Raw genomic sequence first — 11966 nt, 5'->3', positions numbered from 1 at the left:
GCATGTTGTGGTCGACATGGCGCTGTAAGCCTCCCCGGAGGCAAGGTGCGCCATTGGGCGAAGCCTGTTTCCGGTCAATTTTGTCTATTGTGGAGGATGAGATGGTCGTCAGTCCATCGACAATGGCCGCCGTGCGCGCCAGCGGCGCCGTGCCGAATGCGGAATACCTTCTCGCCGTCGAAGGCATACGCAAGGAATTTCCCGGCGTGGTGGCGCTCGATGATGTGCAGTTCAAGCTAAAGCGCGGCACCGTGCACGCGTTGATGGGCGAGAACGGCGCTGGAAAATCGACGCTGATGAAGATTCTGGCTGGCATCTACCAGCCAGACAGCGGCGAAATCCGCCTGAAAGGCGCCGATATTCGTCTCGATTCCCCGCTTGATGCGTTGGAAAACGGCATTGCCATGATCCATCAGGAATTGAACCTGATGGCTTACATGACGGTCGCGGAAAATATCTGGATCAGGCGGGAACCCAAGAACCGGCTGGGCCTTATCGACCATAGCGAGATGTACCGCCGTACCGAAGCCCTGCTGGATCGCCTCGGTATCGATCTCGATCCGGAAACGCGGGTCGGTGAGCTTTCCGTCGCCAGCCGTCAGATGGTCGAGATCGCCAAGGCGGTTTCCTACGATTCCGACGTTCTCATTATGGATGAGCCGACATCCGCGCTGACGGAGCGCGAGGTGGAGCATCTCTTCCGCATCATTCGCGATCTCAGGGAACGCGGTATCGGCATCGTCTACATCACCCACAAGATGAACGAGCTGTTCGAAATCGCCGACGAGTTCTCTGTTTTCCGAGACGGGAAATATATCGGCACGCATGCCTCTACCGATGTAACGCGTGACGACATCATCCGTATGATGGTGGGCCGCGAGATCACGCAGATGTTCCCGAAGGAAGAGGTTCCTATCGGCGACGTTGTCCTGTCGGTCAAAAACCTGACGCTTGATGGCGTGTTCCACGATATTTCCTTCGACGTTCGCGCCGGTGAAATTCTCGGCGTCGCGGGCCTGGTCGGTTCCGGTCGTTCCAATGTTGCAGAGACAGTCTTCGGTGTGACGCCCGCGTCTTCAGGGACGATCAGCATCGATGGCAAACCCGTTTCAGTCACCAGCCCGACGGAAGCCATTCGTCATCGCATGGCGTTTCTGACCGAGGATCGCAAGGACACGGGATGTCTGCTGATCCTGAATATTCTGGAAAATATGCAGATCGCGGTTCTGCAGGACAAATATTTCGCCAATGGTTTCGTGCAGGAAAACGCGTTGTCGGACGCCTGCGAGGAAATGTGCCGCAAGCTGAGGGTGAAAACTCCGCATCTTTACGAGCGCATCGAAAATCTTTCGGGCGGCAACCAGCAGAAAGTGTTGATCGGTCGCTGGATGCTGACCAAGCCGCGCATTCTGATCCTCGATGAGCCGACGCGCGGCATCGATGTGGGCGCCAAGGCAGAAATTCACAAGCTCGTTTGTGAGATGGCGCGCCAGGGCGTCGCCGTCATCATGATTTCCTCCGAAATGCCGGAGGTTCTGGGAATGAGCGACCGCATCATGGTCATGCATGAAGGTCGGGTGACCGGCTTCCTTGATAGAAGTGAAGCCACGCAGGTTAAGGTGATGGATCTCGCATCGCGGTGAGGCGCGCCGGGATTTCTCGAGGAGGAACAGATATGAATAGCAACGCCGCCGCCACTCCGGAGCTGGATGCCAAATCCGGACGCAAACCGCACCGGCGCATACCGCCGGAGGCCAATATTTTCTTCATTCTGATCGGCATAGCGCTGATTTACGAGATTCTCGGCTGGATATTCATCGGCCAGAGCTTCCTGATGAACCAGCAGCGACTGACCATCATGATCCTGCAGGTCTCCGTGATCGGCATCATAGCCGTAGGTGTTACGCAGGTCATCATTACCGGCGGCATCGATCTGTCCTCCGGGTCGGTCGTCGGCCTCACGGCGATGTTGTCCGCCAGCATGGCCCAGTCCTCAACCTGGCCGCGGGCACTTTATCCCGGGCTCACCGACCTGCCGTTCATCATCCCGCTTGCTGTCGGCATTCTCGCCGGCATGTTGGCCGGTTTCATCAATGGGCAGCTCATCGCCCGCACGAAAATCCCGCCCTTCATTGCCACTCTCGGCATGATGGTGACCGCGCGCGGCATTTCCAAGTGGTATACGAAGGGTCAGCCGATCTCCGGCCTGACCGACGGTTTCAATTTCATTGGCACAGGCATCTGGCCAGTCGTGGTGTTCCTGCTCGTGGCAATCATTTTCCACGTCGCGCTGCGTTACACCCGCTATGGCAAGTTCACATATGCAATCGGTGCGAATGAGCAGGCTGCACGTGTATCAGGTATCAATATCGAGGCACATCTGATCAAGGTCTATGCCATTGCCGGAATGCTCGCCGGTCTCGCCGGTGTTGTCACCGCTGCCCGCGCTCAGACCGCGCAGGCCGGCATGGGCGTGATGTATGAGCTTGACGCCATCGCCGCGGCCGTCATCGGCGGCACCTCGCTATCCGGCGGCGCCGGCCGCATCACCGGAACGGTAATCGGTACGATCATTCTCGGCGTCATGACATCGGGCTTCACCTTCCTCCGAGTGGACGCCTACTATCAGGAGATCGTCAAAGGTCTCATCATCGTGGCGGCCGTCGTCGCTGACGTCTACCGGCAGAAGAAACGCGCCAAGCGTTAAATCCTCCTCCCAGACCTTGGGGCAGGCCTTCAGACTTGCCACTTTTTTGTGCCCTCATGCGGCGAGGGGATCAGCAGCGGCTCATGCTTTGCTGTTTCGATAGTCGTGGACGGCTTTGCCGAAGGCCTCGAACAGGGCGCGGGAGGGCGCGTCCGTTTCGGCCCAGTATTCCGGATGCCATTGCACCCCGACAGCAAATCCTTTTGCGTCAATGACAGACACCGCCTCTATTGTGCCATCGGCGGCCGTCGCCTCCACCTGCAGGCGCGGCGCGGTTTCGGCAATGGCCTGCCTGTGTAGCGAGTTGATCTGGATTTCGCCCGACATGCCGAGATGCTGTGCAATGCAGGAGCCTTCGCGCACATGCACTGGCTGGCGGATGGCAAAGGCGACGTCGCGATCGTCATGTTCTGGCTTGCGGTGGTCCCATATGCCCGGCTGCTCCTGAATTTCGGACGCCAGCGTTCCGCCCAGCGCCACATTCAGTTCCTGTATTCCTCGGCAGATGGCCAGCATCGGAATGCCGCGCTCGATCGCACGGCGAATGAGCGGCAGGCTGGTGGCGTCGCGGGCCTGGTCGAACGGGCCGTCGCTCTCCCGCGCCTCCTTTCCGTAGAGGGAAGGGTGCACATTGGTGGCGGAGCCGGAGACGAGCAGGCCATCCACCCGGTCGAGAATGGCGTCCACGTCGTTTCCGTCCTCAAAGGCCGGCACGATGAAGGACATGACACCAGCCACTTTCAGGGCGGCGGAAACATACTGGTTCTGCGCGGCGTGCCAGTCGGCTCCGGTAAAATGCCTTATGTCGGCGGGGACGGCGATGATGGGTTTTGGCATGGCGGCTCCGGAACGAATCTTCGAAATATGTGCGACCGCCGGCGAACCAAGTCAAGCATGCCTTTGCCTCCTGCTGATCCGGCATGCGCCTAAAGTATAAGGCGATGCCGAGATATTTCAGTTGAATATAAAATGCGAAGAAAATTCCCGGAAACACGGCGTTTTTCCGCGATTAATTCTTGGTGCGGGTGCTTGTCAGTCGGGCGATAACCGTGCTTACTTCGCTACAATGCCTGAACAGCAAAGAGGGGAATTCAAAGCTGCAGGCAGCGTTCATATCTGGGAGGATATAGATGGATCGCCGTTCCTTTATGAAAAAAGGTGCGCTCGCGGGAGCTGCCACTGCAGCCCTTGCCGCGCCCGCCATTGCGCAGCAGAATACCAAGATCAACTGGCGCCTGACGTCGTCATTTCCGAAATCGCTTGATACGATCTATGGCGGTGCCGAGGATATCGCGAAGCACGTCGCTGCCGCCACCGACGGCAATTTTACCATCCAGCCCTTTGCCGCCGGGGAAATCGTTCCCGGCTTGCAGGCGGCCGATGCCGTATCGTCAGGCACTGTGGAAATGTGCCATACCTGCTCCTATTATTATGTCGGCAAGGATCCGACCTTCGCGATCGGGACGGCGATACCCTTTGGCCTGAATGCTCGCCTGACCAATTCGTGGTTCTATGAAGGCAACGGCAACAAACTGCTCAATGAATTCTACGCCAAACATAACCTCTACGGCATGATTTCGGGCAATACCGGCGCGCAGATGGGAGGCTGGTTCCGTAAGGAGATCAACACGGTTGACGATTTCAAAGGCGTCAAGATGCGCATTGCCGGCCTTGCCGGCAAAGTGGTTGAAAAGCTTGGTGTCGTGCCGCAGCAGATCGCCGGCGGTGATATCTATCCGGCGCTGGAAAAGGGCACCATCGACGCCGCCGAGTGGGTCGGCCCTTATGACGACCACAAGCTCGGTTTTCAGAAGGTCGCAAAGTACTATTATTATCCGGCCTTCTGGGAAGGCGGCCCGGTCATTCATTCCTTTGTCAATCTGGACAAGTGGAACAGCCTGCCCAAGAACTACCAGACGGCGCTGCAGGACGCCTGCGCCTTCGCCAATACCAGCATGATGGCGAAATACGACGCCAAAAACCCGATTGCCATCAAGCAGCTCGTTTCTGAAGGCGCGGTACTCAGACCCTTCAGCCAGGAAATTCTGGAAGCGTGCTATAAGGCGGCCCTTGAGGTATACGCCAATATTTCGGCTTCCAATCCGGACTTCAAGAAGATTTACGAGGACCAGGTCGCCTTCAAGCGCGAAGGCTATCTGTGGATGCAGCTGGCGGAGTACACCTTCGATACTTTCATGATGATCCAGCAGCGTAACGGCAAGCTCTGATTATTCAGTAACGGCGGCGGACCGGGCAAAGGCCTCGGAGATTTCGGTCTCCGGGGTTTTTGTTGTGCGGGTACCCTCATGCATTCGACAACAAAGGATTGGTTTATGATCGGGTCCTTCAGAGCACAATCGCAGGATGGGCGACCAGCCGGACTGCCGGCTGAGATCGGCGCCCCCAGCCCCGGCCATTGGTCTCAATTGTGGCCGTGACGCGATGTGGAAAACGCTGAGCGTTGCATTCGTCATCAAGAAGAACCGGACAGGCAGTATAGTGACTGCCCGGGTCCGTTTCTAAAGAGAATGAAGGAAAGGCGGGGGCGTACCCGTCTTCGCAATCACAGGCGTTTCCGCGCCCCTACAGGATGCCTGTCAAGGCCCGATCTTCGGCGGCTCGCCCAGATTTGGCATGCCCGGCATTCCTCCTGGCAAGCCGAAATTGGGCATGGTGTTGCCACCCTGATTACCGAAGGCGGGCACCTCGATCTTGATGGAGTTCAGATCGACGTCGGGAGCCTTGTCTATCCAGTAGGTGACGGATTCCGGCCAGAATATCACGATGGCGACGAGGATGAGCTGCATGCCGAGCCAGGGAATGGCGCCCATGTAGATATCCGATGTCTTGACGGTGCGCGGCGCGATGGAACGCAGGTAGAACAATGCAAATCCGAAAGGCGGGTGCATGAAGCTTGTCTGCATGTTGATGCAGATCAGCACGCCGAACCAGATGAGGTCAATGCCGAGCGACTGGGCTATCGGCGCCAGCATTGGAATGACGATGAAGGCAATTTCGAAGAAATCCAGGAAGAAGGCGAGGAAGAAGATGAAGATATTGACGAAGATCAGGAAGCCGATAGGACCGCCCGGAATGCCCGACAACATGTGCTCGATCCAAAGCGAACCATCCATGCCTTGGAAAACGAGCGAAAAGCAGGTCGCGCCGACCAGGATGAACACCACCATCGACGTGATGTGCATGGTGGAATGCATTCCCTGCTTGACGAGGTCCCAGCTGAGCCGCCGATGTGCCGCCGCCAGCGCCATCGCGCCGACAACGCCGAGCGCTCCGGCTTCCGTCGGTGTTGCCAGGCCGAGAAAGATGGTGCCGAGCACGAGGAAGATGAGCACGATGGAGGGGATCATGCCCGCCAGCACACGCAACACCAGCGCCCGGTTAAGCTCACCGCGCGCCTCCGGCGGCAAAGCCGGAAGATCCTTCGGCCGCACGATCGACATCAGCAGGATGAAGAGCATGAAGATCGCCACCTGCAGGATCGACGGACCGATCGCGCCGAGATACATGTCGCCCACGGATTTACCGAGCTGGTCGGCAAGGACGATCAGCACCAGCGAGGGCGGAATGACCTGTGTGATCGTGCCCGAGGCGGCGATGACGCCGGTGGCAAGTCGCGGATTATAGCCGTATTTCAGCATGATGGGCAGCGAGATGACGCCCATGGTGATGACCGAGGCCGCAACCGTGCCGGTGATCGCGCCCAGGATCGCGCCGACAATGATGACGGCATAGGCAAGTCCGCCCGGTATAGCGCCGAAAAGCTTCCCCGTTCCTTCGAGCAGGTCTTCCGCAAGGCCGCAACGCTCCAGAATAGCGCCCATGAAGGTGAAGAAGGGTATGGCCAGCAGAAGGTCGTTCGAAACGATGCCGAAGATGCGCAGGGGCAGGGCCTGAAGAAAAGCCGGTGAAAAATGCTCGGTGAAGATGCCGATGACGCCAAAAACGAGGCCGACGGTGGCAAGCGAGAAAGCCACCGGAAATCCGTAAAGCATGAAGATAATCATGCCGATGAACATCAGTGGCGGAAGAATACCGTATTCAAACATGGGAATATCCTGAAGGTTCAGATCGGCGCGATCATTGCAGGGGTTTTTCGTACTTCGTATCGAGCGCATAAAGCCCGTTGAGGGCGCCTATGCGCTTGATGAGTTCGGAAAACCCCTGAAGAACCAGAAGGGCGAAACCGGCGAAGATGATGAGTTTCACGGGCCAGCGGATCAGGCCGCCGGCATTGGAAGACATTTCGCCCTGATTCCAGGACAGCGTGAACATGGGCCAGGACAGCCAGGCTAGATAAAGGCAGCCGGGCAGCAGGAACAGCACAATGCCGATAATATCCACCCAGATGCGGCTGCGTGGCGAAATCGCACCATAGATGATGTCGACCCGAACATGCTCGTTCATGCGCAGCGTATAGGAAGCGCCGATCAGCACGATGAAGGCGAACATGTACCACTGGATTTCGAGCCAGCCGTTGGAGCTGTAGTTCAAGGCGTAACGGACCATCGCGTTACCGGCGCTGACGAGGCAGCAGATGAGCACGAGATAACCGGCGACCTTGCCCAGTGCCTCGCTCGCAGAATCTATCAACGCACTTATTTTTAAAAGCGATTTCATGACTTTCCCCTCTTCCCTTGCCGGGCCCTTTGCGGGTTTATGGCGGAGAGCAAAGCCCGATACCCCTGCAACGGCCGCGCCTCCACGCGCGTCCGCACCCATCGGTTCCGGAGTTCCTCCCCACAGAATCCGTGTATGGGCAGGCGGTTCGAAAAGCAACCGAAACCGCACGCAAAGAGCAAGAACGGTGGCCCTTTTCAACTATTAACGAAAGAATGTTGCCGGAAGGCAAGTATTGTCCTTGAGAGCCGGTCCGACGGATGGCGGCGTGACACTTTCGTGCGGAACGCATTGCGCTTTTCGACCACTTCATGTTACCTCTGGCACCGGAGAATCCGGCATGGCCCGTGATCGTCCGCGGGGCAGATTTCCCCGCAGGACGGGAATGACGGATGGAGCAAAGGGGAAGTGGAATGAGCGAACACCATACAGGTCCGGTCGAACTTGGCGCTGAAATGAACTACGCCGAACACGAAAAGACCTATAACGGTTTTCTGGCCTTGACCAAATACGGCACGATGATGCTGTGCGTGCTGATGCTGGCCATGGTTGCCGGTTTTTTCACATCCGCGGGCTTCCTTGGCGGTCTCGTTGTCTTTCTCGTTCTGTCGGCGGCCGGGTTCGTTCTGCTGCGCTGATCGAACCGTTTGCGGGCTGTTGCCCTTACGGGTAAGGGTTCTGCCGGACAACCGGGAAGGCCGGGCATGAAACGCCTTTTATCCTGTCTGCTTCTGTTTATTGCGGTTGCATGTCCCGTCTCCGCGCGTGATCTCTCTCCTGCCGAGCAGGAGAGGCTGCGTGCCCAGATCGAGCGTTTCAGCACCGCCCTGAATGCGCAGGATTTCGAAACGGTCGGCAAGACTGTGCCGCCGAAAATCTTCGAGTTCATCGCCAGTGGTGCGGGTGTCACCGTGGAGCAGTTGCGGAGCGCCTTGACGGCGCAGATGCAGATGGCGCTCGCGGCGGTCAAGATAACCGAATTCACCATGGACGCGCAGGCGATCAGCCTGGCTGAGACGCCGGATGGCACGCGGTATGCGCTCATTCCGACAAAAACCGTGATGGAAACCGGCGGTCAGACCATAGAGGCGAAGTCCCACACGCTGGCGCTGATCGACGGTTCGGACTGGTATTTGCTCCGGGTGAGCGATCAGCAGCAGGTGACCATCCTGCGAAAGGTCTACCCGTCCTTCGCGACGGTGGAATTCCCTGACGATTCCACGCAGACGGTGAAATAACCCGTATTGCTGGCGAGGCCGGGCCCTGGCGTCGCCAGTGCTACTCCATTTCAGGAAAACCGTCCCGGGCGGAAGGGATCGACCGAGATGGACGTTTCGTCGCCGTTTGCCATCTGGGTCACCAGTCGGGCTGTGGCTGCCGACTGGGTCAACCCCAAATGGCCGTGGCCGAAGGCGTAGATAACGGAGGGTGTCGTCCGCGCGGTGCCAATGACGGGAAGACAGTCCGGCATGGAGGGGCGGAACCCCATCCATTGCCGTCCGCCTTCCAGTTTGAGGCCGGGAAGGAAACGTTCCGCTTTTTTCAACATGGCTTCCGCGCGGCGGAAGTTCGGCTTCAGGTCCAGCCCGCCGAGTTCGACGGCGCCGCCGACGCGGATGCCAGTCGACAAGGGGGTCACAACGAAGCCGTGGTCGTTGAAATAAAGCTGGCGTGTCAGGTTGAAAGCACCGACAGGCAAGGTCGTGTTGTATCCTCGTTCCGTTTCCAGCGGCACGATGTTGCCAAGCGTCGCCGCAAGTTTTTTGGACCATGCTCCACAGGCGATCACCACTTTGTCGGCGTCGATCTTGTCGCCGTTCTCCAGCGTGACAATCGTACTTTCGCCCACTGCGTCGATACGCTGAGCTTCGCCTTTGCGAAGGCTGGCTCCGCGTGAGATCACAAGATCAAATATGGCGCGGGTGAAATCATAGGGATCGGAGACCTGCAGGCCATCCGCCGAAAACACCGCATGGCGGAACTGCGGCGCCAGGCCCGGCTGCAGCTCTTCGATTTCGTTGCGGTCAACGCGCTGGAATGCGAAGCCGGCTTTTTCCTTTTCGTCCCAATCCTTACGGGCGGCGTTGAGGCTCGCCTCGCTATCATAGATATCAAGCGTGCCGGTTTTTGAGATGAAGGGCGAGAGCTCGGGCATGGCAGCGATGTGGGCCATTTCGATGGCTGCCAGCCGGTTGATTTCCATGAGTGATTTAAGCCCATGACGGAAATTGCGTTCGGCGCTGGCGCGCCAGAAACGCCAAAGCCACGGGGCGATCTTCGGTGCATAGGCCGGTGGCACGCTGAGAGGTCCGAGCGGATCAAAAAGCCAGCGCGGGGCTTTTTTCATGATACCGGGCGCGGGAATGGGGATGATTTCCGGAAAGGCCAATATGCCGGCATTACCGGAACTCGCACCGCGGGAGATGTCGCCACGCTCAAGAAGCACGACATCACGCCCGGCATTCTGCAGATAAAGCGCTGCCATGGAACCGATAATGCCGGTGCCGACCACCAGCACGTCGCATTTCAGGGTTTTGGTCATCGGCGCTCCTGCAATACAAATCTCTCAAACCCGCCATAACAATGAATGCAGAGGGTATGAAAGGTCGCATCACGCTGCGGCGAGAGAAATATCAGCACTGTGGCAAATAAGCGGTTCTGCGGTGGGGGAGGCCGCCATGCACATCAGTGCGTTTTGCCCATCGGCTAGGTCGTGGCTTAGATAGTTATGAGCCATTATTAATCGCTATTTAACAGTGTCTGGCTAGTTTCGCGTGCAGTCAGGCCCATCCATGTTCATCCCTTCTCATTCGGAGGGGCAGTGGGTCTGCGCAGCGGTTAATTTGGGGGTTTTAAAGGCATGTCTCACTTTTCCAAACTCGGTCTGGATGCATCTGCGGTACTTGACGCCCTGAACCGTTCGCAGGCCATCATCGAATTCGATCTGACTGGGAAAATTCTGAAGGCGAACGATAATTTCTGCAAAGCGGTGGGTTATCAGCAGTCCGAAATCATCGGACGGCACCACAGCATGTTTGTCGCTCCCGAAGAGACTGCCAATGCGGAATACAAGGCGTTCTGGGCGAAACTCTCGCGCGGCGAATATGATCAGGGTCAATATCGGCGCCGGGCAAAAAACGGCGACGAAATCTGGATCGAAGCTTCCTATAATCCCGTCTTTCGTTTCGGCAAACCTTACAAGATCGTCAAGGTTGCAACCGATATCACCGTGATCAAGCGCAAGAGCATGGAAGATGACGGCAAGCTGGCCGCTCTCTCCCGCGCGCAGGCCATGATCGAATTTACACCAGATGGGAAGATCCTCAGCGCCAACGAGAATTTCCTCGCGGCGCTTGGTTACACGGCGCAGGAAATTGTAGGCAAGCATCATTCGATGTTCTGTGAGCCAGCTTATGCCCAGTCCCAGGAATATCGTGATTTCTGGCAGGAGCTGAGAAGCGGCCGTTTCTCTGCCGGGCAGTTCATGCGGCTCGGCAAGGACGGCAAACGCGTTTTCATCCAGGCGTCCTATAATCCGATACTGGATGAGCAGGGCCGTGTCTTGAAGGTGGCGAAGTTTGCCTTCGACGTGACGGACCGCATGCATGCGGTGGAGGAGCTTGGCGCGGCGCTTGAGCGGCTCTCCCAATGCAACATCCGCGTCACGCTGGACAAACCCTTCGTGGGTGAATTTGAGAGCCTGCGGCGCGATTTCAACAAGTCTATCGCGGAATTCCAGAAGACGCTGGAAAATGTTCTCGGCCAGACGGGCGATCTGACCCGCAGCAGCCAGGAAGTCAGCGAGGCTTCCGTCAATCTGGCCGAACGTTCGCGCGAACAGGCCGTAGCGCTGGAAGAAACCTCTGCGGCACTGGAGGAAATCACGGCGACGGTTCGTTCATCCACGGAAAACATGAAAGAAACGCGCAAGCTGGTTCACAGTGCACGCACATCCACCGCGGCCTCGACCGAGGTCGTTGAGCGCACGGTCAATGCCATGCAGCGCATCGAGACAGCATCGCGGGAAATCAGTCAGATCATTGGTGTTATCGATGAGATCGCCTTCCAGACCAACCTGCTGGCGCTGAATGCGGGCGTGGAAGCCGCCCGCGCGGGTGAAGCCGGCAAGGGCTTTGCCGTGGTGGCGCAGGAGGTGCGCGAGCTTGCGCAGCGTTCCGCCGGTGCCGCCAAGGAAATCAAGGCGCTGATCAACAATTCCGGCAGCGAGGTCCTTGAAGGGGTAAGGCTCGTGGGTGAAACGGGCGAAGCGCTGAAGCAGATCGACGCGCTGGTCAGGCATATTGACGGCAACGTTGACATGATCGCCAAGGCAGCGGACGAGCAGGCTGTCGGCATCAGTGAGATCAACAAGGCGGTCAACCGGCTGGACCGGATGACGCAGGAAAACGCCGCCATGAGCGCACGCACCACCGTAATCAGCACCACGCTCGCGCAGGGTGCGGATGCATTGGCCCAGCTTGTCAGCCTGTTCAAACTGAACCGCCGCACGGTTCAGCGTGAGGATGGTGCCTCTATACGGTCTGATTTTTCGACAGCCGCTCGGCACGATCAGGAGGTCGGGCGCGCAGCAGCATGAAGGGAGCCGGCTTTCGCCGGCCCC

At 58.0% G+C, this 11966-nt stretch carries 10 protein-coding genes; 6 read left to right on the top strand and 4 right to left on the bottom strand.

Going from position 1 to position 11966, the window contains the following annotated elements:
- Positions 1-101: 101 nt before the first annotated feature.
- A complete protein-coding gene (locus AGR2A_RS17170) occupies positions 102-1643 on the top strand; it encodes a sugar ABC transporter ATP-binding protein (protein WP_080823244.1) in 1542 nt (513 codons plus the stop codon).
- A gap of 32 nt (positions 1644-1675) precedes the next feature.
- A complete protein-coding gene (locus AGR2A_RS17165) occupies positions 1676-2707 on the top strand; it encodes an ABC transporter permease (RefSeq protein WP_022563607.1) in 1032 nt (343 codons plus the stop codon).
- 81 nt (positions 2708-2788) lie between these two features.
- Here AGR2A_RS17165 and AGR2A_RS17160 read toward each other — a convergent pair whose 3' ends face one another.
- Positions 2789-3544, bottom strand: a complete 756-nt coding sequence (locus AGR2A_RS17160) for a gamma-glutamyl-gamma-aminobutyrate hydrolase family protein (protein ID WP_004438429.1) — start codon at positions 3542-3544, stop codon at positions 2789-2791.
- Between the two features lie 293 nt (positions 3545-3837).
- On the opposite strand from AGR2A_RS17160, the gene AGR2A_RS17155 reads away from it, so the two are divergent.
- Positions 3838-4935, top strand: coding sequence for a TRAP transporter substrate-binding protein (locus AGR2A_RS17155; RefSeq protein WP_003510333.1), 1098 nt, complete (start codon positions 3838-3840; stop codon positions 4933-4935).
- A gap of 369 nt (positions 4936-5304) precedes the next feature.
- On the opposite strand, the gene AGR2A_RS17150 is transcribed toward AGR2A_RS17155, so the two are convergent.
- Together AGR2A_RS17150 and AGR2A_RS17145 are read right to left on the bottom strand one after the other, a co-directional pair.
- Positions 5305-6774: a TRAP transporter large permease gene (locus AGR2A_RS17150; RefSeq protein ID WP_080823243.1), complete on the bottom strand. Its 1470-nt coding sequence runs from the start codon at positions 6772-6774 to the stop codon at positions 5305-5307.
- Between the two features lie 31 nt (positions 6775-6805).
- A complete protein-coding gene (locus AGR2A_RS17145; RefSeq protein WP_004438438.1) occupies positions 6806-7345 on the bottom strand; it encodes a TRAP transporter small permease subunit in 540 nt (179 codons plus the stop codon).
- 413 nt (positions 7346-7758) lie between these two features.
- Between AGR2A_RS17145 and AGR2A_RS17135 the strand changes: the two genes are divergently transcribed.
- Positions 7759-7983, top strand: coding sequence for an aa3-type cytochrome c oxidase subunit IV (locus AGR2A_RS17135; protein ID WP_004438441.1), 225 nt, complete (start codon positions 7759-7761; stop codon positions 7981-7983).
- 66 nt (positions 7984-8049) lie between these two features.
- Positions 8050-8583, top strand: a complete 534-nt coding sequence (locus tag AGR2A_RS17130; RefSeq protein WP_080823242.1) for a hypothetical protein — start codon at positions 8050-8052, stop codon at positions 8581-8583.
- A 50-nt stretch (positions 8584-8633) separates the two neighbouring features.
- On the opposite strand, the gene AGR2A_RS17125 is transcribed toward AGR2A_RS17130, so the two are convergent.
- A complete protein-coding gene (locus AGR2A_RS17125; protein WP_080823241.1) occupies positions 8634-9887 on the bottom strand; it encodes an NAD(P)/FAD-dependent oxidoreductase in 1254 nt (417 codons plus the stop codon).
- Between the two features lie 318 nt (positions 9888-10205).
- Between AGR2A_RS17125 and AGR2A_RS17120 the strand changes: the two genes are divergently transcribed.
- The gene (locus AGR2A_RS17120; protein WP_080823240.1) at positions 10206-11942 is read left to right on the top strand and encodes a methyl-accepting chemotaxis protein; all 1737 of its coding nucleotides are present in this window, start codon (positions 10206-10208) and stop codon (positions 11940-11942) included.
- Positions 11943-11966 lie beyond the last annotated feature (24 nt).

Origin of the sequence: Agrobacterium genomosp. 2 str. CFBP 5494 (assembly GCF_900013495.1) — a bacterium.
Lineage (GTDB): Bacteria > Pseudomonadota > Alphaproteobacteria > Rhizobiales > Rhizobiaceae > Agrobacterium > Agrobacterium pusense.
This window is presented reverse-complemented; position numbering and strand designations above follow the sequence as displayed.

Excerpts from the sequence above, each read along its gene's own strand:
- AGR2A_RS17170 (WP_080823244.1), top strand. The coding sequence starts at position 102 with ATGGTCGTCAGTCCATCGACAATGGCCGCCGTGCGCGCCAGCGGCGCC.
- AGR2A_RS17165 (WP_022563607.1), top strand. The coding sequence starts at position 1,676 with ATGAATAGCAACGCCGCCGCCACTCCGGAGCTGGATGCCAAATCCGGA.
- AGR2A_RS17160 (WP_004438429.1), bottom strand. The coding sequence starts at position 3,544 with ATGCCAAAACCCATCATCGCCGTCCCCGCCGACATAAGGCATTTTACC.
- AGR2A_RS17155 (WP_003510333.1), top strand. The coding sequence starts at position 3,838 with ATGGATCGCCGTTCCTTTATGAAAAAAGGTGCGCTCGCGGGAGCTGCC.
- AGR2A_RS17150 (WP_080823243.1), bottom strand. The coding sequence starts at position 6,774 with ATGTTTGAATACGGTATTCTTCCGCCACTGATGTTCATCGGCATGATT.
- AGR2A_RS17145 (WP_004438438.1), bottom strand. The coding sequence starts at position 7,345 with ATGAAATCGCTTTTAAAAATAAGTGCGTTGATAGATTCTGCGAGCGAG.
- AGR2A_RS17135 (WP_004438441.1), top strand. The coding sequence starts at position 7,759 with ATGAGCGAACACCATACAGGTCCGGTCGAACTTGGCGCTGAAATGAAC.
- AGR2A_RS17130 (WP_080823242.1), top strand. The coding sequence starts at position 8,050 with ATGAAACGCCTTTTATCCTGTCTGCTTCTGTTTATTGCGGTTGCATGT.
- AGR2A_RS17125 (WP_080823241.1), bottom strand. The coding sequence starts at position 9,887 with ATGACCAAAACCCTGAAATGCGACGTGCTGGTGGTCGGCACCGGCATT.
- AGR2A_RS17120 (WP_080823240.1), top strand. The coding sequence starts at position 10,206 with ATGTCTCACTTTTCCAAACTCGGTCTGGATGCATCTGCGGTACTTGAC.